Genomic DNA, 23726 nt, shown 5'->3' on the forward strand with positions numbered 1-23726 from the left:
TAGCCGGTGGAGGCAGCACGAAACCCGGAGGACACCGGGAGTCGTCGTACGCCGTCGGCACCGCCGGCGCGCCGCCGCAGCCGCCGTGCGCTTCGCGCTGCCCGTACGCCTCCCGTTTGACGCCACGTGACCGGGCTACCCGGCGCTCATGCGCAATCCCCTGTCGAAGATCGAGGCGCTGGAGAACGCCCGGGCGCTGGACCGCGTGGCGACGCCGTACCGCGAGTTCGTGCACGCGCTCCCCCTCGGGCGTGCACGGGACGTGCTGCACGGCCGGTGGCAGGGCCATCCCCTGCACCCGGCCCTGGTGCAGCTCCCCATCGGCAGCTGGACCTCCGCCGCCCTGCTGGACCTGACCCGCGGCAACGAGCGCGCGGCCCGCCTGCTGGTCGCCGTGGGGCTCGCCGGCGCACTTCCGGCGGCCCTGTCCGGAGCCGTCGATTCCGCCGACCAGCTTCCGGAGCAGGAGCGGGTCGGCGTGGTACACGCGGCGGCGAACGCCACGGCGGTGGCCCTCTACGCGGCCTCGCTCGCGGTCCGCTGCCGGGGCGGGAGCGGCCGGATGCTCGGCTTCGCCGGGCTCACCGTCGCCACGGCGGGCGGGTTCCTCGGCGGTCACCTGGCCTACCGGCAGGCGGCCGGGGTGAACCACAGCGAGGCCGTACCGCATCTGATCGGCGCGGGCTGGCACGCGGTCGGTGCTCCGGAGGAGTTCCCGCGGGGCCGGGCCGTACGGCGCCTCGTCGGGGAAGTCCCCGTGCTGCTGATGCGGGACGCCCAGGGAGTGGGCGAAGTGCACGCACTGGCCGACCGATGCGCCCACCTCTCGGGTCCGCTCTCGGAGGGCGAGTTCAGCGACGGCTGCGTCACCTGCCCCTGGCACGGCAGCACGTTCCGTCTCACGGACGGCGCCTGCGTCGCCGGACCGTCCACCGCACCCCAGCCCTCCTTCGAGGTACGCCTCAACGACGGCCTGGTCGAGGTCCGCCTGCCGGGGGCGGCGTAACGCCACGCCGGTTCGGTCGCGCTCCCGGCGACTTCGAACTCCAGCAGGTACCCGCTGGTCAGACGGCGTCGGCCTCGGAGACCACCCTCGTGGGCGGATCCTACGAAGGTGCCTCACGGAGGACCCGATGGTGTGCATCGACTCCGTGATCTTCTACTGACCCGGCGGCTCGGCCGCCTCGCGCGGCTCCGTCCGGCCAGACCACATCGACGGGAAGCCCGATCCCGCGCGCTTCGAGCACCGTGTCGGCAGTGCCACCGCCCTCGCCGCTCGGAAGCTCGCCGTTCCAAACGGCGACCAGACGGTCAGCACGGCGGAGCAGCATGCGGTTGGTAAGGTGCCCTCTCCTTTCCCGCGTCGGCCAGCGATTCAGCAGCCTCGCCAGTGGCCCGACGGAATGCCGCCGCACGTCCCATGGCTGCGTACGCCCACGCTTCTCGCGTATGCAGCATGGCCCGCAGTCGTGGGCCGGCCGTCTCTTTCACTCCTTTCTGCGCGAGGTGCACCAGTTTCGAGGGCGTCCTGTGGACGATCCCGATACAACATCTGCCGGGCCAGGCCCGCCAGGACGTTGACGCGGAACGCCAAGTCGGAGGCGGCATGCGCCGCCCGCAGTGCGAGCAGGTAATAGTCCTGCGCCTGCCTCTGGAGCCCCGAGTCCCACGCCATGGTGGCAGCGGTGCCGCTGAGGTGCGACAACACCTGGAGCAGACGCTGTTTGACGTCGGGCACCCGATGTTCCTCAAGGTGGCTGGCCACCTCGCTCAGCTGTCCGTGGACTGCCTTGCGGCGCAGACCGCCACTGGGCCCGGCGTCCGCCCGCGGAACCGGAGACTCTCGCTTGACCTTCCCCTTCGGGGAAGCCACAGCATCGGTGGCGGAACGCGAGGGGAGTGCTCGATGGAGCAGGGCATGCTGACGATCGGGGCGTTCGCCCGGGCCTGCCGGCTGTCGCCGAAGGCGCTGCGGCTCTACGACGAGCTGGGGCTGCTGCGCCCGGCGCGGGTGAACCCGTACAACGGGTACCGCTACTACGGCGCCGGGCAGTTGGAGCAGGCGCGGCTGGTGGCGTGGCTGCGGCGGCTGGGGATGCCGCTGGCCGAGATCCGTCGGTTGTGCGCCCTGGACGAACCCTCGTCCGCCGCACGTGAGATACGCGCCTACTGGGCGCGCGTCGAGCGGGAGACGGCGGCCCGGCGCGACCTCGCCGCGTTCCTCATCGACCATCTGTCGACCGAACCCACGGAGGAACCACCCATGCTGGAACTGCGCTACTTCGCCCACTCGGACACCGGCCGCGTCCGCCCCGCCAACCAGGACACCGCGTACGCGGGCACCCGGCTGCTGGCCGTGGCGGACGGGTTCGGCCCGGCGGGCGCGCCCGCGAGCAGTGCCGCCGTGGAGGCGCTGAGGTTCCTCGACGCCGAGGAGATCCCGGCGGACGGGGTGCTGAATCTCCTGGAGGACGCGGTGCAGGGCGCCGCCGAGGCGGTACGGGACGCCGCCGGCGGCACCGACGGCGCCGGCACCACGCTGACCGCGCTGCTGTGGACCGGCTCGCGGCTGGCGCTGGTGCACATCGGGGACTCCCGGGCGTATCTGCTGCGCGACGGCGGGCTGTTCCGGATCACCCACGACCACACCATGGTCCAGTCGATGGTCGACGAGGGCCGGCTGACCCCGGAGGAGGCCGTCTCGCACCCGCAGCGCGCGCTGCTGCTGAAGGCGCTCACCGGCGCCGCGTCCGCCGCCCCGGACCTGCGTCTGCACGACGCCCTGCCGGGTGACCGGTACCTGCTCTGCTCCGACGGGCTGTCCGCGGTGCTCCCCGAGGACCGGGTGCGGCAGCTGCTCACCGACACCCCGGCCGCCCCGGACACGGCGGTACGCCGCCTGGTCGACGCGGCGAACGACGCGGGCGGCCCGGACAACGTCAGCTGCGTGGTGGCCGACGTGGTGGACGTAGGCGAAGCGGCTGCCTGACGCAACCCGCCCGCTGCGGCAGGATCGACGCCAAGTCGCTCTCCGGTACCGACTCCTACGACGGCGTCGATCTGCTGCCTCCCTTGGTCGAGCGGGCGCTCGCCGCCGCCCGTGGGCACGGCTTCCCGTATTCCTGCCGCCGCGAACAGTCTGCTGCTCGCCGCGCCGGCCGGTGGGGCGGCCGGGGTGATCGGCGAGACGGGTACGGGCTGCGGGGTCGGGCCGGCATGGCTGGCCACCGGGGCGGGCGCGGGCGTACGGCTGGTGAGCGTGGAGCGGGACCCGCGGCGGGCAGGTGTCGCGGCCGGGGTGTTCGCGGACCGGCCCGACGTCGAGGTGGTGGTCGGCGACCGGCGGCGGATCGCCGAGCAGGGACCGTACGACCTGCTGGTCCTGGACGGCGGCAGGGCCGGGAAGAGCGGCGCGGACGATGTCTTCGCCGATCCGGCGCGGCTGCTGGTCCCCGGCGGCAGGATCGTCGTCGACGACTTCACCCCCGCCGGGTCCTGGCCGCCCCGGCACGCCGGAGACGTCGACCGGGTCCGGCTGCACTGGCTGGAGCGTCCGATGCTCGACACGGTGGAACTCCCGCTCGCCGGGGACCTGGCCACGCTGGTGGGCACCCGGCGTCGCGAGCGACAGGCAGCGCGCCCGGGGGAGTGACGGAGATCAAACGCCGGTGGGGGAGGATGGGGGACGGCCCGGGGTAGGAACGGTGGTGTCCGGTGGCAGTACGTGCGACCACGACCGACAAGGAGTCGCTGTGTCCTCCCTCTTTCCGGCCCTGACCGGCGGTGGACCGGGTGAGCGGGCCGCTCTGCGGTTCGGTGACCGGTCCCTGACGTATGCGCAGCTCGCCTCGGCGGCCGGAGCCGTCGGGGAGCGGGTGCGCGGCAGCGGCCGGGTGGCCGTGTGGGCGACCCCGGCGCTGGAGACGGCCGTCGCGGTCGTCGGCGCGCTGCTCGCCGGGGTGACCGTGGTGCCGCTCAACCCGCGGTCCGGGGAGAAGGAGCTGCGGCACATCCTGGGCGACAGCGCGCCGGAGCTCGTCCTGGCCGCGCCGGGTGACACGTTCCCCGGTCCGGTGCAGGCCCTCACCCGCGTCGATGTCGATCCCGGCGCCACCGGTCCCGGGCCCGACGACCGCGCCGTCGACGAGACCGCCCCGGCGCTGGTCGTCTACACCTCCGGTACCACCGGCCCGCCCAAGGGCGCGGTCATCCCCCGGCGGGCGGTGGCCGCGACGCTGGACGCGCTCGCCGACGCCTGGCGGTGGACCGGCGACGACGTGCTGGTGCACGGCCTGCCGTTGTTCCATGTGCACGGGCTGGTGCTCGGGATCCTGGGTCCGCTGCGGCGTGGTGGGTCCGTGCGGCACCTGGGGCGGTTCAGCACCGAGGGCGTGGCCCGCGAGCTGGGCTCCGGTGCCACCATGCTGTTCGGGGTACCGACGATGTACCACCGGATCGCCGAGAGCCTGCCGGGCCGGCCGGAGCTGGTCGAGGCGCTGGCCGGGGCGCGGCTGCTGGTGTCCGGGTCGGCGGCGCTGCCCGTGCACGACCACGAGCGGATCGCCGCGGCGACCGGGCGCCGGGTCGTCGAGCGGTACGGCATGACGGAGACGCTGATGAACACCAGCGTCCGCGCGGACGGTGAGCCGCGGGCCGGGACGGTGGGCGTGCCGCTGCCCGGGGTGGAGCTGCGGCACGTCGCCGAGGACGGCACTCCGGTGACCGACTTCGACGGGGAGACCGTCGGCGAGATCCAGGTGCGCGGTGCCAACCTGTTCACCGAGTATCTGAACCGGCCCGACGCCACCGCCGCCTCCTTCACCGCCGACGGCTGGTTCCGCACCGGCGACGTGGCGGTGCGCGACCCGGACGGCTATGTGCGGATCGTCGGCCGCAAGGCCACCGACCTGATCAAGAGCGGCGGCTACAAGATCGGTGCCGGGGAGATCGAGAACGCACTGCTGGAGCATCCAGGGGTGCGGGAGGCGGCCGTGACCGGTGAGCCCGACCCCGATCTGGGTGAGCGGATCGTGGCGTGGGTGGTGGCTGCCGGTCCGCAGGACCCACCGTCGCTCGAGGACCTGGCCGGGCATGTCGCGCGACGGCTCGCGCCGCACAAGCGACCCCGGGTCGTCCGGTACCTCGACGCGCTGCCCCGCAACGACATGGGGAAGGTCATGAAGCGGAGCCTCGGGCATGGCTGAGCGGCTCTCCGCCCGGGAGTTCCTCGGCCTCGTCAGCGACGACTTCACCGAGCTCCCGTACACCGGCTCTTCCGAGCTCCCGTACACCGGCTCTTCCGGACTCCCGTACACCGAATCCGCCGAACCCCCCTCCCCCGAGCGGGAGTCCGCGGCCGACGGGCCGCTGGGCTGGCCCGGCTACGACGCCGCCCGCGTCCGTGCCGCCGGACGCACCGGTGAGACCGAGTCCGTCGTCTGCGGGACCGGCGCCGTGGACGGCACCCGGGCGGTGCTGATCGCGTTCGAGTTCGGGTTCCTCGGCGGTTCGCTGGGGCAGCGCACCGGGGACCGGCTGGAGGCGGCGTACCGGTATGCCCGCGCCCATCGGCTGCCCGTCGTGCCGCTGGTCGCCACCGGCGGCAGCCGGATGCAGGAGGGCATGCTCGCGCTGACCCAGTTGCAGCGGGTGGCCCGCGAGTCGGTCCTCACCCGGGAGGCGGGTCTCGCGCAGATCGCGGTGGTGCGGGATCCGGCGACCGGTGGCGGCTGGGCCACGCTCGGTGCGGGCGCGGACGTGGTGCTGGCGCTCCCCGGCGCCCAGGTGGGCTTCGCCGGTTCCCGGGTCCGGCCGCCGGACGCGGACCCGGCGGCGTACACGGCCGAGGCTCAGGTGGCGGCCGGTTCGGCGGACGCCGTCGTGCCGCCGGAGGAGCTGCGCCGGACCCTGGGGCGGTGGCTGCGGCTGCTGACCTCGCCGTCGGGCGCCCCGGCGCCGGTGCCGGAGCCGCTCGGCACAGCCGGCCCCCCGGCCTCGGGGTGGGAGGCGGTGCAGCGGGCCCGCGCTCCCGAACGCCCGCGCGCGCACGCCTATCTGGACGCCTACTTCACCCACCGGGTCGCGCTGCACGGGGACCGCTGCGGCGGCGCGGACCCCGACGGCATGCTGTGCGGCTTCGGGGAGCACACCGGGCGGACGGTCGCCTACGCCGCCCAGACCGGCACGCCGACCCGCCCAGCCGGGTACCGCACCGCCGCCCGGCTGATCCGGCTCGCGGACCGGCTCGGCATCCCGGTGCTGACACTGGTGGACACCCCGGGCGCGGCCAACGACGCGGCGGCGGAGCGGCTGGGGGCGGGACCGGCCATCGCCGAGCTGTTCGGTGCGGTGGCCGCGGCGCGGACGCCGGTCACCACGCTGGTGGTCGGCGAGGGCGGTTCGGGCGGCGCGCTGGCGCTCGCGGCGCCCGGCAGCACCTGGGCCACGCCGGACAGTTACTTCTCCGTCATCGCGCCGGAGCTCGCGGCGGCGATCCTGAAGCGCCCGCCGGAGGAGGTGGAGGCGACGGCGGACCAACTCCGGCTGACGCCGCAGGACCTGGCGGAGCTTGGCCTGATCCGGATCCGAACACGGGGTCGGACATCCCCTGGAACAGGTGATCGTCGGCCATGAGTGCGCGTGTGGCGCCTGGGACCAACGAGACTCACGGTGTGCGGGCAACGGGCTGCAGACCGTGGCCGCGGCACAGGTCCCACTGCCAGGCAACACCGCAAGGAGCAGCACGATCATGAACCTTCTCACCGACATCCTGGCCGGCCTCGTCCACTTGGTCGGCCGACTGGTCTGACGGTCGCCGGGTACGCGGACGGCGCCGCCTCCCCGTCCCAGGGAGGCGGCGCCGTCCGCGTACCCGCGCGGGCCTACTTCATACCCACGGCCCGGATGATCTCCTGCGTCACCGAGCCGCCCCGGTCGTCGCGCACCGACACCCGCAGGGAGACGTACTCCGCGTCCCCCGGCACCCGGAGCAGACCCGTTCCAGGACGCCTCGCCGTCGTCACCGCCGCCGCGGCCGTGCAGCCGCACCCGGTCCCGGGTCCTCCCCTCGTCGTACGACGCCTCCAGTTCGGCGCCGCCGATCCGGCCGGTGTCCGGAGCCCGCACGTAGTCCGCGCCGAGCCCGATCCGCGGCGGCCGGCCGCTGCGCACCTCGCCGGCGCGGTCGGTGTCGACGTCGAAGGCGAGGTTGATCAGCGGCAGGAAGGTCCAGCGGTCGGCCGGTGCAGCGGCCCGGGCGGAAGGTCCACTCGGCGTGGCCTCTTCACCCCGAGCTCCCAGCGGTCGGCGTACGAAGAGTCTCAGGAGGCTTGTGCTGCAGCGGGGTCGACGGGGCGTGGCGGACTGACGCCTTGGCGGGTATCCGCCAGCCGGGCTGTCGGCGGTCTGCCGGCAGGCTGTCAGGCCGTCCCTCGGGCGGTCATCAGGCGTCGGTTCGGCCGGTCGCCCGGCCGTCGTCCGGTGGAGGACGGCCGCCGGACGTCGGGCAGGACGGCCGACAAGTGCGGGGACATCATCAAGCCCCGTCCGTCACAATGGTGTTGGCGAACGGCGGGTGAAGACCGGTGAACAGGACGGGGGAGCGAACGGCGCCATGGACGATGCGTTGGTGGAGTTCAAGACCGAGGACGGCGCGCAGGTGATGGTCCAGGCCGTCGACGACGCCTCCGGCGCCCGGCTGGTCTCCCGCGGCGACGGACCCGCCCAGGCGGCGCGCACCTTCGAGGGGGCGCTGGACGGGGTGCGGGCCGCGGCCGAGTCCGCGCTGCGGGTCTTCCGTGACGGCTCGCTGCGACCGGACAGTGTGGAGCTGGAGTTCGGGGTGCGGCTGAGCGCGGAGGCGGGGGCGGTCATCGCCAAGGGCACGGCGGAGGGGCACCTGGTGGTGAAGCTCAGCTGGTCGCCGGCCGGTTCGCCGTCCGCCGCCCCGCGACCGGCGGGCGGGGAGGACGCCGGCCGGTCATGAGCAGTGCTGCGTGGCAGGCCCGGATCGAGTGCGGCCAGGAGGTCGGCGCGGGCTTCCTGGTCTCCGCACGTCAGGTGCTCACCTGCGCCCACGTGGTGCGCTGGAGCGACCGCGCGGAGGTGACCGTGAGCTTTCCGGGCCGCACCGACCTGGGCGGGCTGGCCGCCACCGTCGCCGTCCACGGCGGATGGCGGAGCGGCCCCGCCGACCGCGGCGACCTCGCCGTCCTCGAACTGGACCGCGAAGTGCCCCTCACCCCGGCCGCGTTCGCCCCGCCGGGCGCGGAGCAGGGCAGCGAACTGGTGGCCTACGGCTTCCCGAAGGGCTACGACGAGGGCATGCTCGCCTCCTACCGGGCGGTGCCCGGCCCGCTGATCTCCGACGAGTGGCGGCAGCTGGAGGCTCTCACCGCTCACGGCCAGCCGCTGGCGGCCGGGTTCAGCGGCGCCGCGGTGGCGCTCGCCGACGGCAGGGTGGTCGGCATGGTCTCGGCGGTCGCGGGCGCCCGGGACGTCCGGGTCGGCCGGATGCTGCCGGTCGAGGTGATGGCCCGCTACTGGCGCGGACTGGGCGAGCTCGTCCCCACCCCAGGGCACCGGGCGGACGCCCGCAGACGGCTGTACGCACTGGTCCGTCGCGCCGAGGAGACCGGGCTGTCCTGCGACCCCGGCCGGCTCTACGTGTCCGCCGTGGACGCCTTCGCCCCGCCGCCGCCGGAGCGGGGCTTCGCCTCCCTGTGGGCCGCCGCCGCGTACGTGCAGTGGGAGGTCCCGGATCCGGACGCGGTGGCCCGGTTCGCCGACCGGCTGCAGGAGCTGCTGGAGGCTCCGCCGCCGCCCCCGGCGGCGTGGTCGCCGATCGTCGTCGAGATCGACCGCAGCGGCGCGGGCACCGACCAGGTCACCGTCGAGGTGTCCGCCTACCGGGGCGGACAGCGCCGGCCGGTGGGGGCACGCCGGCTGCCGCGGACCGCCGTCCGGTCGTACGTCCAGCAGCGCATCGACGACGCCTGCGCCCAGCTCGATCCGGGTGCCGAGGAGCTGCTGACGTTCGTCCTGCCGCGCGAGCTGCTCAACGAACCGGTCGCGCACTGGGAGTGCGGCCCCGAGGACCCTACGCCCCTGGGCTGCGCCTACCCGCTGGTGGTGGCCGACCGGTCCCGGCACCGCAGCGGCCGGCTGCGCCACCAGCTGCGCAAGAGGTGGAGCAAGCTGGACGCGAGCCCCGGCGCGGCACCGCACCGCGTCGACTGCGGCGGCCGGGAGAGTCCCGCCGTGCTGCGCAAGCGGCTGCGGGACGACGCGGAGCTGACCGGATACGCCGCCCCGCCCAAGGAGATGCCGGAGCACTTCGCGATCGGCCTCACCGTGCCCGTGCCGGTGCTGCTGTGGCCGCGCGGCGGCTGCCCCGGCACCGGCCACACCGGGCCGTGCCCGGGCACCGTGTTCCTCGACGAGCTGGACCTGTCCGTGGCGGGCGTCCCCCCGGCCGAGGTCCCCCGGCTGGTGATGGACCTGCGGCTGACGGCGGAGGCCGCCGACGTACCCGAGGAGCACTGGGCGCGGGACGTCCAGGTGCTCTGGGACGACCCCCGATGCTTCCCCGAGCCCGCCGCCGGCCTCCGCTCGCCCGTCGACTGAAGCCGCCCGCCCGCGCGGGCCGGCCTCCGCCCCGCCGGAGCCCGCATCCCCGCGCGAGAACACCCACCGGAGAGAAGAACCATGCCCTTGTGGCCCGTCTACACCGGCGCGATGGAACCGCACGACGGCATCGCGGAACTGCCGCCGCCCCCGCCCTGGCGGGCCTTCGACGGCCGGCCGGTGCTCGACCCCCCGGACGACGGCGACGACCGGGCCGCCGTCTCCCCCGACCGCGCCCACCGCGCCACGACCTACCGGGCCACCGAGGAGACCGTGCAGCTCGTCAACGCGGCCCTCTATCTGCGCCGCCCTCTGCTGGTCACCGGCCCGCCCGGCACCGGCAAGTCGTCCCTCGCCTACGCGGTCGCCCGCGAGCTGCGGCTCGGCCCGGTCCTGCGCTGGAACATCACCAGCCGCAGCACGCTCCACGACGGCCTCTACCAGTACGACCCGCTCTCCCGGCTCTACGCGGCCCGCCAGGCCGCCACCGGCACGACCGGCGGAACCCGCACGACCGCCGGAACCCGCACGACGGGCGGAACCGGCCTGCCCGGCACTCCCGGGGAGACCGGCGAGAGCCGCGTCGCCGGCGCGAGCGATGTCGAGAACCATCTGCGCCTCGGCCCGCTCGGAACCGCTCTCCTCCCCTACGCCCGCCCGCGCGCCCTGCTCATCGACGAGATCGACAAGAGCGACCTCGACCTGCCCAACGACCTGCTCAACGTGTTGGAGGAGGGCCAGTACGAGATCCCGGAGCTGGTCCGCTCCTCCCGGGACACGCCGGACGGCCGAGCCGAGGTGATGATCGACGGCACCGACCGGCGGGTGCCGGTGGAGCGCGGCCGGGTCCGCTGCCGCGCCTTCCCGTTCGTCGTCCTCACCAGCAACGGCGAGCGCGAGTTCCCGCCCGCCTTCCTGCGCCGCTGCATCTCCCTGCGGCTGCGCCAGCCCGACGACCGGCAGCTGGCCGGGATCGTCCGCGCGCATCTGGGGGAGCCCGACGCCTACGCCGAGCAGCTGATCGAGCGGTTCCTGTCCCGGGTCGACAGCGGCGAGCTGGCCACGGACCAGCTGCTGAACGCCATCTACCTCGCCCGTGCCTCCGGACTCGGCGCGGACTCCCTGGACGACCTGGCCCAGCAGCTGATGCCGTACCTGGGCCGGTCCCCGCAGCCCGATGCCTTCTGACCGCCCGGCGGCACCGGAGCCCCTGGCCCAGCTGGCCGACGTGCTGGCCCGGGCGGGCTCGGGCCGGCGCCCGTCCCCGCAGGAGCTGGCCGAACTCCTCTGGCTGGCCCGGCACATGGCACCGGGCGCCGAGTCCGGCCGGGACGACGCGCCGCCGCCGGACCCGACCACCGAGTCACCGCCCGAGTCCGCCGCCGACACCTCCACGCCGACTCCCCCGCACCGGCCGGACGACCGGCTCCCCCGGCCCGAACGGCCGCCCACCGCCCCCGAGCCGCCCCGCGCCCCGCTGCACCTGCCGCTCCCGCCCCCGGCTCCCCGTCCGGGCCCGGACCAGGACCCGGACAGGGACAGGGACAGGGACAGGGGCGAAGGCAGGAACCGGGAGGAGGATCCTGGCCCCGGACCGACGGACTCCGAGCCCCACGCCGCCCTGCTGGCCCCCGCCCCGCCGATGCTGCGCCACCCGCTGGCGCTGCAGCGCTCCCTGCGCCCGCTGCAGCGCCGTACCGACGCGCCCGCGGGCCAGGAGGTGGACGAGGCGGCGACCGCCGACCGCATCGCCCGGCTCGGCGCGGACCCCGCCTGGTGGCTGCCGGTCATGCGCCCGGTGCGCGAGCGCTGGCTGCGGCTGCACCTCGTGCACGACGTCGGCCCCACGATGCCGGTCTGGCGCCCCCTGGTCGGCGAACTGCACACGGCGCTCGCCCAGTCGGGCGTCTTCCGCACCGTCACCCTGCACCGGGCCGAGCCGGACGGCACGGTGGTCGGCGACGCCGCGTACGCCCCCGCCGACGGGCGTACGGTCACGCTCCTGGTCAGCGACTGCAGCGGCCCCCAGTGGCGGGCGGGGCCGGCCGGCGACCGCTGGTTCGCCGCCCTGCGCCGCTGGGCGCGCCGGATGCCGCTGGCCGTCGTCCAGCCGCTGCCGGAACACCTGTGGCGGGACACGGCACTGCCGCCGGTGCCCGGCCTGCTGTCGGCCCCGCACCGGGCCGCCCCGGGCACGGCGCTCGCCTTCACCCCGTACGACGCCGCCGACGGACCCTTCCCCGAGGGCGCGGTGCCCGTCCCCGTGCTGGAGCCCGGCCCCGAGTGGCTGGCGAACTGGGCCGCGCTGGTCGCGAGCCCGGGCGGCACCGGGTACCCGGGCTCGGCGGCGGCGCTGCACCGCCCGCTGCCCGCCGACGCCGACGACCGGACCGACGTCGCCCGGCTGACCGCCGAGGACCTGGTGCTGCGGTTCCGGGCGACCGCCTCACCGGAGGCGTTCCGGCTGGCCGGTCATCTGGCCCTGGGACGCCCGGACCTGCCGGTCATGCGGCTGGTGCAGGCCGCGGTCGAGCCGCAGCCGCGCCCGCAGCACCTGGCCGAGGTGATCCTCAGCGGCATGCTCACCACCGTCGCCGGTCCACCCGGCTCGTACGCATTCCGGCCCGGCGTCCGCGACCTGCTGCTGCGCGGACTGCCCCGCACCGCCCGCACCCGCACCCACGAGCTGCTGCTGCGCACCGGCGGTCTGATCGACGAGCGGGCGGGCCGCTCCCCGGGCGAGTTCCGCGCGGTGACCCCGGACCCGGACGGCGGCGAGAGCGGGGCGGGCGGCGAGGCGTTCGCCACGATCAGCGCGGAGAGCGCACGGCGGCTGACCGCCACCGGGCCGGCACCGGCCCCGGACACCGACCCGGCACCGGCCCCGGACACCGACCCGACACCGGTCACGGGCAAGGGCTCGGTGCCGACCGCAGACACCGACCCGACACCGACCACAGACACCGGCTCGGTGCCGACCGCAGACACCAACTCGACGCCAGCCACGGACACCGACCCGGCACCGACCACAGACACCAACTCGACACCAGGCACGGACACCGACCCGAGACCGGCCACGGACATCGGCCCGGCCGTCCGCCCGGGGCCGGACGCCGAAGCCGACCCGATGCACGCCCCGCACGCCCACCCGACACCGGACACCGACGCCGGGCCGGGGCCTGCCGGGTCGCCCGCGCCGAGCGCGGAAGTGGACCGGGTGCCGTTCCCGGCGGGGCTCGGGGACCGGTACCGGTTGGTGCGCCGGCTGACCCCGACCGGCAGGGTGTGGCTGGCCGAGGACACCGTCGGCGGGCGCACGGTGACGGTCCGGCTGCACGCCGCCGTCACCGACCGCGCGGCCCGCGACGCGTTCCTGCGGGACGCGCGGCGGCTGCGGCAGCTCGGCCACCCCAACGTGGTGGCCGTCCTGGACGCCGGTGTGGCGGACGGCACGCCGTACGTGGTGATGGAGCATCTGGACGGCATCGGCCTGAACATCCTCACCCGGCGCTCCGGCGACCGGCTTCCTGCGCCGCTGATCGTGTCGGTCGGGGCGCAGTTGGCGGAGGCGCTCGGCGCGGTGCACCGGGCAGGGGCCACGCACGGCGCGCTGGAGGCCTCCCGGGTGGTGCTGCTGCCGGACGGCACGGTCAAGCTCAGCCTCTTCGCCCCGGGGCGGTCGGCCCGCCCCGGCGGCCGTTCCGAGGACCTGCGCGCGCTGTGCGAGCTGCTGCTGCAGCTGGCGTCGGGCACCTCGCATCTGACCGTGCCGATCGACTCCCGGCAGCTCACCCGTCTGCCCCGGGCGCTGCGCAGCCCGTACGCGCACGCACTGGACCAGCTGATGTCCCGGTCGTACGGGTCGCAGGCCCAGGGTCTGGACCTGCTCACCGGACCCGAGCCGCTCCGCCGGGCCCGGGAGGCGTACGAGCGGCGCCGCTACCACGCCCTCGGCCCGATGCGCGTCGAACTCCCGGACGGCGCCCCCGGCCTGCCCGCGGACCTGCGGGCGCTGCTCGCCATGCTGCTGCTCAAGCACGGCCGCACGGTCACCCACGAGGAGCTGCGGTGGGGCCTGTGGGACCCGGGCGACGAACCGCGCGACCCGCGGGCCGAGTTGCGCGGTATGGCGGCGCGGCTGGCGACCGTGCTGGGCCCCGGTGCGCTCGCGGTGCCGTCCCACGGCTACGCGCTGCACACCAGCGCCGACTACGTGGACGTGGTGCGCTGCGAGGAGCTGGTGCGGAGCGCCGAGGCGGACGAGGCGGCGGGCGCGTACGCCGACGCCCGCGCGCACATCACCGAGGCGCTGGGGCTGTGGCCGGACGGCGACCCCCTGGCGGACGTGCCGGGCCCGGCCGCCCGTACCGCACGCACCCGCCTGCTGCGGCTGCACCTGGCCCTGTACGGTCGACGCGCCGAACTCGACCTGACGCTCGGCGACCACGACCGGGCCGCCACGGATCTGGCCGCCCTGCTGCAAGCCCACCCCTTCCGCGAGGACTTCCGCCGCCTCTACCTGACCGCGCTGCGCCACCAGGGGCGCGTGGAGGAGGCCTTGGAGGTGTACGAGGAGTACGAGCTGTCCGGTGGCCGGAACCCGGAGCTGCTGGCCCTGGGCCGGGAGCTGCGTGCGGACCACGGGGGTCCGCCGGACTCCCCCGGTGACGTGGCGGACTACGAGGAACCGCCCGGCGCCGGCTCCCTGGCGGCCCCGGACGAGCTGCCGGAGGGCCCGTTCCCGACGGAGGACGAGAGATGGCGGCCGATCCTCGCGGAGCTGGAGGAGGACGCGGAGCCGGAGCCGGTGCTCGTGGCCGGCTGGGGCGCGCGGCCGGACCCCGACGAGGGTGACGCTGCCGACGACGACCGGGGCGGGCGTCTCGACGACGACCGGGGCGGGGGTCCCGACGACCGTGGCGACGACCGAGGCGACGAGGAGGCGTTCTGGGAGGAGTTCGAGGAGGAGGACCGGGACGAGGACGATCCGTGGGACGCCGACGCCGGCTATCGCACCTGGGGCCACTACACGTTCGCCGACGCCGCGGAGGACGACACCGCACACTCCGCTCTCGTCGACCTGGTCACCCGGCTGCTGGCGGACAGCGGACTGGGCACCGACGCCTATCAGCTCCTGCACGACCCGGAGACGGGCGTGCTCGTGCAGCTGGCGCCCATGACGGAGCTCGGCGGGCTGCTCCGGGCGACCGTGGAGGCACTGCCCGTGCACCTCGCGCTGGTGGGCGGCCTACGACTGCGGGTGGAGTTCTGGCAGGCCTGGTTCGGGCCGGACGGCGAGGAAGAGGGCCGGCGCGCCGCCCGTACGGCGGTCCGGGCCGCGCTGGCCGGCTCCCCGGCACAGGCGATCATCGCCCTGTCGGACCTGCTGCACCACGAGGAGGTGTACGAGGAGGGGGAGGCCGGTCCCCTTTTCCCGCCGGACGTGTTCCGGCCGCTGGCCGACGGATCGGGCTGGTACCACCTGGTGCACCGGCCCGGCGCGGCCACCACGCCGGAGGTGCGGCCGGACGCCACCGCGGTGCGCGGCCCCTTCCCGATGCCGTCCGGCGGCTGGGTCCCCCTCGCCCCCGACCGCTTGCGGACGGTCGTCCTGCGGATGCCCGACGGCACGCTCGTGCCCCACGACGCCGCCCGGGTACGGTCGGCGCCGGGGGGCACCCGGTCGACGTGGACGTACTACGAGGTGGACCTCACGGAGCATCACTTCACCTCGGACATCGCCGGCCTGGGGGCGACCTGGCGGGTCCGCGATCCCGTGAGGGCGGCGGCGCGACCCGGGGTCGACATGGGCCGGATCCTGGACGACGCGCTGGCCGAGGCCCGCCGGACGGCCGGGGGCGACCCCGCCGCGGCGCTCCCCTCACCGACCGTGCCCGGTTACTCCGTCCGCTGGATCACCGGCTCGGGCCGGTTCGCTCCGGGCAGCCGGCGCCCGTACACGGCCGGGGAGGTGCTGCGGCGCGCCCGCTGTGTGCTCCTCGGCTTCGACGACGTGGTGGCCCGGCTCTTCCGGCCGGCCGCGGAGCGGGACGTGCTCCTGGACGTCATGCGGTTCCTCGTCGAGGAACGCGACCCCGAGGACGCGCTGTCGGGGAAGGGCCCGCTGCAGCCGGGGGGCGGGGCCGTCCCCGCGGACGGCCCGGCCGGGACGCTCGACCTGGCCCGGGCTCTGGCCGGGCACCGGCTCGCCCGCGAGGCGGGCGCGCGGCTCGACGGGCACGAGGAGCTGGCGGCGCGCACCGCACGGCCCGTCCCCCTGGCCAACCGGCTGATCCGGACCCTGCACGAGCGCGGGGTGCCGGTCGCGGTGGTGACCGACCGGGCGGCGGGCCCGGTGGAGAAGTACCTGTGGCGGCAGGGCCTGACGGTGACCGGCGGGGTGCACGGCCGTGACGCCGATCTCGCCCGCCTCCTGCCCGACCCGGACGTCCTCGACCGTGCCCTGGACCGGCTCAGCGCCGTCCCCGCCGACTGCGTGCTGATCGGTTCCAGTGCCGCCGAGCGGTCGGCCGCGGCGGACCTCGGCCTGCACTTCGTCGGCCACGCGCCCGGGGAGCCGGCCCGGCGGCGGCTGGGCGAGGCGGACCGCAGCACCCTTCTCGTACCCGGTCTACGGCCGCTGCTGACCGCGGCCGAGGAGCGCTGACGACCCGACAACCCCCATTCAGCGGCCCCCCTCCCGGCCCCCTCCAGCAGGCGCCCGACCCCGGGCCGCCCGCACGATGCGTAGGGAGGCCGGCCACCCGGCGGCCCTCACGGTCCGTGCTCGCGCCGCCCGGCTGAAGCCGGGGGTATCCACGAAGGAAGGCCCCGATGACCGCCAGTCTGGAGCAGCTGCGCCGCTGCCACTTCGCCGTCGACCTGGGCGCGGCGCGGACCAGGGTGTACGTGAAGGGCACCGGCCTGATCGTCGATCAGCCTTCCGCCGCCGCGGTCAACACCCGCACCGGCGCACTCATCGCGGTCGGCGAGCTCGCCGAGAAGATGACCGGCCGCACCCCCGCGTACATCCGCGTCGTCCGGCCCGTGTCCGGCGGCACGGTCGTCGACATCGAGATGGCACAGCGGATGCTGCGGCATCTGCTCGGCGACAAGGTGCGCCGCGCGCTGCGCCGAAAACCCCGGCTGCGCGCCGCGGCCTGCACCCCGCACGACGCCGATCCGCTGGCCCAGCGCGCGGCCATCGAGACCCTCGTCGGCCTCGGGGCGCGCCGCGTCGAGCTGGTCGACACGCTGATCGCCGCGGCCGTCGGCTGCGGGCTGCCCGTGGAGCAGCCCGAAGCGACGATGATCATGGTGTGCGGGGCGCACGCCACCCATGTCGCGGTGCTCTCGCTCGGCTCGATCGTGACGGCGGAGCGGATCCCGGTGGGCGGCGAGGCCGTCGACCACGCGATCGTGCAGCATCTGCGCCACCATCACGAGCTGGTGCTGCCCAGCCAGTCGGTACGGCCGCTGCAGCTCGCCCTGTCCGGCAACGGCCTCACCCCGCAGGGTCCGGCGTCCACCGAGATCCACGGCCGGGACGTCGCCACCGGACTGGCGCGCAGTGTGCAGGTCGACACCGCCGCCGTCCGGGACGCCATCCAGACACCGCTGACCGGCGTGCTGGACGGCATCGGCAAGGTGCTGCGGGAGTGCCCGCCGGATCTGGTCGCCGATCTCGCCGACCGCGGGATCATGATGGTCGGCGGCAGTGCGCTGCTGCCCGGCTTCGACCAGATGCTGCGGCAGGCGACCGGCATGCCGGTGCACATCGCCGAGCGGCCCGACATCTGCGCCGTGCAGGGTCTGGGCACCATGCTGGAGGGCAAGGTCGAGCCGCTGACGCTGAACCCGGCCGCCGACTGACGCGGCGACACGGGGTGCAGCCCGCGGCAGGTCCGGCGGCGACGGCGGGGGCTCGACCGGCGAGCCGGCCGTGGCGGCGGTCACTCCTGACCGCGCACCGGTGCGCCGTCCCGGGTCCCCTCCCCGGTTCCGGCCCCGTGGCCGGCTCCGTCCCCCTCCCCCGTTCCGGCCGCAGCACCTGCTCCGGCGGCCCCGTCGCCACGCCCGGCGAGCCGCTTCCTCAGCTCGGCCTCCAGCATCCGCTCGGCCACGGGGGCCAACGGCGAGCCCAGCAGCCGGTAGACGGGGAACGCCGCCACCGCCAGGGCTCCGATGCCGACGGCAGCCAGACACCCCCCGGCCGCTTCCGGGGCCCGCGGCTGGTCCGGGTCGGCGAGCCAGGCCAGGCAGTACACGGTCGCCCACACCTGCCCCACCGTGATCACCGACCAGAAGAGGCCTTGGTAGAACTGAGCGCCCAACCGCAGGATCCCGGCGCCGACCGTGGTTCCCCGGTCCTGGAGCAGCCGGCGCTGCGCCGCCGACCGCACCTCGGGCGGGGCCTGCTGCAGCGATCTCAGCTCCGGCTCCAGTTGCTCCGTCAGGCCGCTCACCCAGTCCCGGACGGCCTTCTGGTACGCGGCTACCTCGATTGCTGCCACGAGGAGAATCACCGGTGCGACAGCGGCAGTTGTCGCCGCGAACGGCTCCGTCATCTGCATGCGAGCATGCTGCCCGCTCGGCACCGGGTCCGAAGGGCGCGTTGCGGAAGCGTGACCCCGCGACCGAGCGCCGCCGCCGGACGCCCGGCGGCACACCTCCCCCGGAGCCGGTCAACCTCTTTTTCGGACAATTGCGTCGGCCGGTGATTTTGCGCCGTCGAGAATATTCCCCGGCCGGCCCGAGTTCACTGGCGCGTCAATTGCGGGATCAAGCCACTCGAGCCTATGATTCCCCGCGATCGGGCAGTGCCGGGGGGATGCGAGAGCAGCGGGTCTCGATATCTCCCGGGAGGACACTTTGACGGGAATCTGAGTCATCGCTCGGCGCCGGGGGGGCCATGCCGAACCTTGGAAACACCGGATCCGTCCCGGACCACCGTCTCGACCTGCGGGAATCACATCCGTTCCGCACCCGGGTCCGCACGTTCCGGGAGCGTACGGGCATGACACAGCGCGAGTTCGCCGAACTGTCCGGGATCAGTGTGCGGGCCCTGCGCGACATCGAGAGCGGCCGGGTGGAACAACCGCAGACGCGAACACTGCAGAGTCTGGCGAACATTCTCGGACTGGATGTCGACGACATCCGGCGCTCCATAAGAAGCAGCCGGAAACCCGCCGATCGGGGCGAACCGGGCCTGCGTATCGGCATTCTCGGCAGCCTCACCGTCGAGCGGGGCGGCAGAGTGACCGAAGTACGCGCTTTCAAGCTGCGGAGGCTGTTGTCCCTGCTCGCCCTCTGCCACCCCGGGTCGGCCGGCCTCGATGAAATAGGCCGCACCCTCTGGCCCAAGGAACCGCCGCGCTCGTACCAGAAGCTGATCCACACCTATGTGAGTCAGGGGCGCGGCCTGCTGCGCTCCTCCGGCACCGGTCCGAGTCCGGGTACGGGTCCGAGTCCGGGTACGGGTCCGAGTCCGAGTCCGGGTACGGGTACGGGTTCGGGTACGGCGGACCGGGACACCTCGTGTCTGGTCCGCACCCCGCTCGGCTACGCGCTGGCCGTCGGACGCGACGCGGTCGATCTGACCCGGTTCCACGATCTGGCGGAAGCGGCGCGGCAGGCCCGGACCGGCGGAGACCTGGCGGCGGCCTACGAGTTCGCGGCGCTCGCGCACCGCTGCTGGCGCGGCCCGATCCTGGCGGACGAGCCCCAGCTGGCCCTGCACCCGGCGGCCACGGCCGCGGCCCATCAGCGGATCGAGAACCTGCTGCTGTACGCGGATCTCGCGCTGCGGTTCCGGCAGCCGGAGCAGGTGGTCCCGGCGTTGCGCGCGGCGGCCGAGGACGAGCCGTTGAACGAGAGGCTGCAGGCGCTGCTCATGCTGGCGCTGGCCAGCTGCGGCGAGCAGTCCGAGGCGCTGAGGGTGTTCACCGGGATCACCCAGCGGCTCGACGCCGAGCTGGGACTGCAACCGGGTCAGGAGATCCGCCGGGCCCATCTGCAGGTCCTGCAGCAGGAGCTGATCTGGTCCGGGAGCGAGCTGCCGACCCGACCGGCGGTGACCGCCCCCTGGGACGCCGGTGCTCCGGCCCCCGCCCCGCCGCCCGAGGTCAGGCCGTCGCAGCTGCCCGGCCGGCCCCGGCACTTCGTCGGGCGCGCCGCACAGGTCGCGGAGCTGGACCAGTTGCTCCTCGCCCCGGGCGAGCGGGACGGACAGGTCCCGGCCGCACTCGTCACCGGGCCGCCCGGCGTGGGCAAGACGGCGCTCGCGCTGACGTGGGCGCACCGGGTGCGCGACCGTTTCCCGGACGGGCAGCTCTACGTCGACCTGCACGGCCACGCCCGCGACCGTCCCCTGGACACCCGGGAGGCCCTGGCCTCGTTCCTGCGCGCCCTCGGCCTTCCGGGGGACCGGATCCCCGGCACCCTCGACGAGGCGACGTACCTCTACCGCACACAGCTGTCCGGCAGACGCGTCCTGGTGGTCGTCGACAACGCGCGCAACGAGGACCAGATACGGCCCCTGATCCCCGGCGACGCCGGATGCGCCGTGCTCGTCACCAGCCGCAACACCGTGCCCGGTCTGGCGGCCAGGGAGGGGATCCAGCGGGTCGCCGTCGACGCACTGGACGAGGACGAGACCCTGGCGCTGCTGGTCCGGCTGCTGGGGCCGGAACGGGTCGGCCGGGAACTCCTCGCCGCAGCGGCCCTGGGCAGGTACTGCGGCGGTCTGCCCCTGGTGCTCCGGATCCTCGCGACGCGTCTGGTGCAGCACCCCTGCCTCAGCATCGCCCAGTACTACGCCGAATTGCAGGACACGGGCATCTTCCGGCGGACCTCCGACGCGGGAGACCATTTGCTGTCCTCGGTCCAGGCGGCGTTCGAGCTGTCGTACACGGCGCTGCCGGAGCCGACGCGCCGGGTGTTCCGGCTGCTCGGCCGGACCAGGGGCAACGACATCACCCCGTACACCATGGCCGAACTGGCGGGCATGACACCGACCGAGGCGGGCTGGATCCTGCGCAGCCTGGCCGACGCCAGCCTGCTGCGGGAGCATGTGCACGGCCGGTTCGCCGTGCCTGCGCCGCTGCTCCGGTACGCGAGGTCACTGCTCGGGCACGAGGATGCGGAACGCTTCCAGACGGTCTGAGCAGCCCGGCCCGTAACCCCTCATGTGCCCAGCGCCAGACGCACCGCGAACACGGCGAAGACCGCGGCGGTGAGCCCGTTGGCCAGACGCTGGGCGGACGCGGAGTGCAGGTGCCGGGCCAGCCGGTGCACCAGCCTCATCCACACGAGCAGCCAGGCCAGCCCCAGAGCCAGATAGCAGCAGGCCAGGACCGCGATCCCGGGGACCGGGGGCACACCGGCCGGCACGAACTGCGGCAGGAACGCCATCAGGAAGATGCCGACCTTGGGATTGGATCCGGTGCACAGCAGTCCCAGCGCGAACGCGCGTCGCCGGCCGTGCGCGGCGGCATCCGCCCCCGCCTCCGGGCCGGACGAGGCGGGGGCGGGGGCGAGGGCCGCCGGGCGCAGCACCGAACGCAGCGCCTGGTAGGCCCAGACGAGCAGGACGGCGGCACCCGCCCAGCGGAACGCGGTGAACAGGTCCGGGCGTGCGGCGAGCAGCGCGGCCAGGCCCAGGGCGCCCAGGGTCGCCTGAACGCCCCCCGCCGTGATCATTCCGACCGCGGCGGGGGCAGCCGTCCGCGGGGAGCCGGTCAGCACCAGGCGGGTGATCAGGGCCAGGTCGGGCCCCGGCGCCATGATCACAACCAGCGAACTGGTCAGGAACGCGACCGCGTTGATCACGGCTCTTCGACGACCAGCCGCTGTTCCAGGGCGCGGACGGACCGGTAGTCCCGCATCAGCTGGTCCTCGTCCGGGTGGGCGAGGATCGCGAACCCGAGGTTGAGACTGTCGACGAGATCCCTGGTGACGGGGACGCGGTCGCCGTCGGACAGGTTCTGCACCGAGAAGTGGTGGCTCGGCAGGGTCCGGATCTCCTCCAGGACACCGGTGTTGCGCACGGTCCCGGAGCGGCGGGCGATGTGGAAGACGCACATCTGATGGGTCAGCAGCTCATAGCTCTGCGGCAGTTCGCCGCCGGTCAGCCAGCGCACCGTCCGGTCGATCTGGCTGTCGCCGGTGGCGTTGCGGTTGAACCGCGGCTGGCCGCCGCCGTGCGGACGGGCGCCCAGCTCGATGAGCACCGGTCCGTCAACGGTCCCCATCACCTCGACGTGGGCGGAGCCGTAGCGCACGCCCACCGCGTCCAGGACGCCGAAGACGTACTCCGCCAGGTCCGGGACCGCCGGGTCGTCCGGGGGCAGCCAGCGCATGGTGTCGTAGACGGCCATGTGCGGGCCGTTGTCGACCTTTCCGTAGGCGCACACGTCGACCAGGGAGTGCTTGCCGTCATGGCTGAAGGTGTCCACCACGTACTCGGTGCCGGTGACGAACTTCTGCACGACGAGCCGGTCGTCGATCTGGCCGAACTGGTTGACCCGGCCGAGCTGCCGGTCGAACACCGCCCGCCAGTCCGCCCCGCCCGGCACCTTGATCACGCCGTCCGTGCTGGCGCTCTTGGGCGGCTTGATGACGAGGTCGGCGCCGGCCAGTCCGGCCCGCTCCAGCCAGGCTGCCGCCTCCCCGGCGTCGGAGGTGCAGATCTGCGGGATGACCGGCAGCCCGGCCGCGTGCACGGCCGCGGCCATCCGGCCCTTGTCCCGGCGGGCCTCGGCCAGTTCGGGTACGTTGCCCAGCGCGGGCAGCACCCGGGAGGCGAGCTGTTCGGCCAGTTCCACCCCGGACTCGCAGCCGGCGACGACACAGCGCGGCTGAAGCGCCCGCACCCGCCGTACGACGTCGTCCGGGTCGCCGTCGTGGACGATGACCTCGGGGAAGTCCTGCGGCCGGTACGAGGAGGCGTACGCCTCGGGCGGGCTCGGGCTGCTCACCACCGCCGCGACCGGGACCCCCTGGCGGCGCAGGGCCTCGGGGAAGAGGGCGCCCGAGGAGTAGGGGTCCACCACGACGCAGGGACCGCGCCGCCGCTCCGTGTCCGCGTCAGCGCCCGCCATCGGTGGCTTCCCCCCGGGCCAGTGCGGAGACGGCGGCGCAGTAGCGGGCGAAGAAGTCCGCGGCCGGCGCACTGACCCGGCGGGCGCGCACCGGGGCGTGCACCATCCCCTCCTCCCGCTGGTAGGTCACCGGCGTGCCGTGCTCCTTGAGCAGGGCGGTGTACTTCTCCGCGTCCACGCACAGGGAGTCCATCGCGCAGCCGACGACGTAGGCCGGCGGAAGACCGTGGAAGGCCGCCCCGCCCCGCAGCGGCGAGACATAGGGGTCCGCGGCCTGTTCCGGCTTCGGGCAGTAGCAGGCGGTGTAGAACTCCATCTCGCCGCCGGAGAGCAGGGGCGCGTCCTCGCCGCCGTGCCGCCAGCGGGTGAAGTCCAGTACGGGGCTGATCACGGCCTGGCCGCGGGGCCGGGGGCCGCCCCGGTCGCGCGCCATCATCGACAGGACCACCGCCATGTTGGCGCCGGAGCTCTCCCCGCAGATCACCGCCCCTGCCGGGTCGATGCCGCCCAGCCCGAGCCCGGGCAGTCCGGCGAGGGTGCCGCACAGACCCGCGTAGCAGTCCTCCAGCGGACCGGGGAACGGGTTCTCCGGTGCCATGCCGAAGTCGAGCGCCACCGTGACCAGGCCGGTGCGGTGGGCCAGTTCGGCGACGAGGCTGTGATGGCTGTGCAGCGAGCCGATGACGAAGCCGCCGCCGCGGATGTAGAACAGCAGGGCGTGGCCGGCGTGGCCGGCCGGCTCGTAGATGCGGATGCGGGCCGTGCGGCCCTCGTGCGCCACGGTCGCGTCCCGGTGGGTGACACCCTCCGGGACGGGGATGGGGAGCACCTCGGTCAGCGAGTCGTACAGGACCCGCTGCCGTTCGACGGGGTAGGTGTAGAAGTCGGGCGGCAGCGCGCCGTTGACCGTCTCCACGAACTTCTCTATGCCATCTGCGTACGCCATGCGCAGCTCGCTCACTTCTCGGATCCAGAGTGCCGGAATGGACGGCACGGACGGGG

The 23726-nt window shown here is 74.7% G+C and carries 16 protein-coding genes; 11 read left to right on the plus strand and 5 right to left on the minus strand.

Annotated elements, in window-relative coordinates:
• Positions 1-148: 148 nt before the first annotated feature.
• The 5 genes from V5O46_RS02475 (at position 149) to V5O46_RS02495 (ending at position 6633) form a co-directional block, all read left to right on the plus strand.
• Positions 149-1006 (plus strand): Rieske (2Fe-2S) protein, encoded by an 858-nt coding sequence (locus V5O46_RS02475; RefSeq protein ID WP_332882681.1) that lies wholly within the window; start codon positions 149-151, stop codon positions 1004-1006.
• 900 nt (positions 1007-1906) lie between these two features.
• Positions 1907-2989, plus strand: coding sequence for a MerR family transcriptional regulator (locus tag V5O46_RS02480; RefSeq protein ID WP_332882682.1), 1083 nt, complete (start codon positions 1907-1909; stop codon positions 2987-2989).
• 111 nt (positions 2990-3100) lie between these two features.
• Entirely contained in the window at positions 3101-3652 is a 552-nt protein-coding gene (locus V5O46_RS02485; protein ID WP_332882683.1) for an O-methyltransferase, read from the plus strand.
• A gap of 100 nt (positions 3653-3752) precedes the next feature.
• A complete protein-coding gene (locus tag V5O46_RS02490) occupies positions 3753-5204 on the plus strand; it encodes an acyl-CoA synthetase (protein ID WP_332882684.1) in 1452 nt (483 codons plus the stop codon).
• The gene (locus tag V5O46_RS02495) at positions 5197-6633 is read left to right on the plus strand and encodes a carboxyl transferase domain-containing protein (RefSeq protein WP_332882685.1); all 1437 of its coding nucleotides are present in this window, start codon (positions 5197-5199) and stop codon (positions 6631-6633) included. Before V5O46_RS02490 ends, V5O46_RS02495 begins: the two co-directional genes overlap by 8 nt.
• A 248-nt stretch (positions 6634-6881) precedes the next feature.
• Here V5O46_RS02495 and V5O46_RS02500 read toward each other — a convergent pair whose 3' ends face one another.
• Entirely contained in the window at positions 6882-7022 is a 141-nt protein-coding gene (locus V5O46_RS02500) for a hypothetical protein (RefSeq protein ID WP_332882686.1), read from the minus strand.
• 590 nt (positions 7023-7612) lie between these two features.
• Here V5O46_RS02500 and V5O46_RS02505 point away from each other — a divergent pair.
• From V5O46_RS02505 to V5O46_RS02525, 5 genes are all read left to right on the plus strand, one after another.
• On the plus strand, positions 7613-7984 hold the full coding sequence (locus V5O46_RS02505; protein WP_332882687.1) for a CU044_2847 family protein: 372 nt from the start codon (positions 7613-7615) through the stop codon (positions 7982-7984).
• A complete protein-coding gene (locus V5O46_RS02510) occupies positions 7981-9624 on the plus strand; it encodes a VMAP-C domain-containing protein (protein ID WP_332882688.1) in 1644 nt (547 codons plus the stop codon). The genes V5O46_RS02505 and V5O46_RS02510 overlap by 4 nt, the downstream gene beginning before the upstream one ends.
• 81 nt (positions 9625-9705) lie before the next feature.
• The gene (locus V5O46_RS02515; protein WP_332882689.1) at positions 9706-10812 is read left to right on the plus strand and encodes an AAA family ATPase; all 1107 of its coding nucleotides are present in this window, start codon (positions 9706-9708) and stop codon (positions 10810-10812) included.
• Positions 10802-16291 (plus strand): SAV_2336 N-terminal domain-related protein, encoded by a 5490-nt coding sequence (locus V5O46_RS02520; protein ID WP_332882690.1) that lies wholly within the window; start codon positions 10802-10804, stop codon positions 16289-16291. The genes V5O46_RS02515 and V5O46_RS02520 overlap by 11 nt, the downstream gene beginning before the upstream one ends.
• 167 nt (positions 16292-16458) lie before the next feature.
• Positions 16459-17496: a rod shape-determining protein gene (locus V5O46_RS02525; protein ID WP_332882691.1), complete on the plus strand. Its 1038-nt coding sequence runs from the start codon at positions 16459-16461 to the stop codon at positions 17494-17496.
• An 80-nt stretch (positions 17497-17576) separates the two neighbouring features.
• Here the strand turns inward: V5O46_RS02525 and V5O46_RS02530 are convergent, their stop codons facing one another.
• On the minus strand, positions 17577-18197 hold the full coding sequence (locus V5O46_RS02530; RefSeq protein ID WP_332882692.1) for a hypothetical protein: 621 nt from the start codon (positions 18195-18197) through the stop codon (positions 17577-17579).
• 338 nt (positions 18198-18535) lie between these two features.
• Between V5O46_RS02530 and V5O46_RS02535 the strand changes: the two genes are divergently transcribed.
• A complete protein-coding gene (locus V5O46_RS02535; RefSeq protein WP_332882693.1) occupies positions 18536-20788 on the plus strand; it encodes a BTAD domain-containing putative transcriptional regulator in 2253 nt (750 codons plus the stop codon).
• Between the two features lie 20 nt (positions 20789-20808).
• Here V5O46_RS02535 and V5O46_RS02540 read toward each other — a convergent pair whose 3' ends face one another.
• Genes V5O46_RS02540 through V5O46_RS02550 form a run of 3 tightly spaced genes read right to left on the minus strand, consistent with a single transcriptional unit; the run spans position 20809 to position 23670 of the window.
• Positions 20809-21453, minus strand: coding sequence for a LysE family translocator (locus V5O46_RS02540; protein ID WP_332882694.1), 645 nt, complete (start codon positions 21451-21453; stop codon positions 20809-20811).
• Entirely contained in the window at positions 21450-22724 is a 1275-nt protein-coding gene (locus V5O46_RS02545) for an ATP-grasp domain-containing protein (protein WP_332882695.1), read from the minus strand. Before V5O46_RS02545 ends, V5O46_RS02540 begins: the two co-directional genes overlap by 4 nt.
• On the minus strand, positions 22711-23670 hold the full coding sequence (locus tag V5O46_RS02550) for an alpha/beta hydrolase (protein ID WP_332882696.1): 960 nt from the start codon (positions 23668-23670) through the stop codon (positions 22711-22713). Before V5O46_RS02550 ends, V5O46_RS02545 begins: the two co-directional genes overlap by 14 nt.
• Between the last annotated feature and the right edge of the window lie 56 nt (positions 23671-23726).

It is taken from the genome of Streptomyces poriticola (genome assembly GCF_036689765.1).
Classification (GTDB): domain Bacteria; phylum Actinomycetota; class Actinomycetes; order Streptomycetales; family Streptomycetaceae; genus Streptomyces; species Streptomyces poriticola.

Bases quoted from the DNA above. Each gene is read 5' to 3' on its own strand.
- V5O46_RS02475 (WP_332882681.1), top strand. From the start codon at position 149: ATGCGCAATCCCCTGTCGAAGATCGAGGCGCTGGAGAACGCCCGGGCG.
- V5O46_RS02480 (WP_332882682.1), top strand. From the start codon at position 1,907: ATGGAGCAGGGCATGCTGACGATCGGGGCGTTCGCCCGGGCCTGCCGG.
- V5O46_RS02495 (WP_332882685.1), top strand. From the start codon at position 5,197: ATGGCTGAGCGGCTCTCCGCCCGGGAGTTCCTCGGCCTCGTCAGCGAC.
- V5O46_RS02505 (WP_332882687.1), top strand. From the start codon at position 7,613: ATGGACGATGCGTTGGTGGAGTTCAAGACCGAGGACGGCGCGCAGGTG.
- V5O46_RS02510 (WP_332882688.1), top strand. From the start codon at position 7,981: ATGAGCAGTGCTGCGTGGCAGGCCCGGATCGAGTGCGGCCAGGAGGTC.
- V5O46_RS02515 (WP_332882689.1), top strand. From the start codon at position 9,706: ATGCCCTTGTGGCCCGTCTACACCGGCGCGATGGAACCGCACGACGGC.
- V5O46_RS02520 (WP_332882690.1), top strand. From the start codon at position 10,802: ATGCCTTCTGACCGCCCGGCGGCACCGGAGCCCCTGGCCCAGCTGGCC.
- V5O46_RS02525 (WP_332882691.1), top strand. From the start codon at position 16,459: ATGACCGCCAGTCTGGAGCAGCTGCGCCGCTGCCACTTCGCCGTCGAC.
- V5O46_RS02530 (WP_332882692.1), bottom strand. From the start codon at position 18,197: ATGCAGATGACGGAGCCGTTCGCGGCGACAACTGCCGCTGTCGCACCG.
- V5O46_RS02535 (WP_332882693.1), top strand. From the start codon at position 18,536: ATGCCGAACCTTGGAAACACCGGATCCGTCCCGGACCACCGTCTCGAC.
- V5O46_RS02545 (WP_332882695.1), bottom strand. From the start codon at position 22,724: ATGGCGGGCGCTGACGCGGACACGGAGCGGCGGCGCGGTCCCTGCGTC.
- V5O46_RS02550 (WP_332882696.1), bottom strand. From the start codon at position 23,670: ATGGCGTACGCAGATGGCATAGAGAAGTTCGTGGAGACGGTCAACGGC.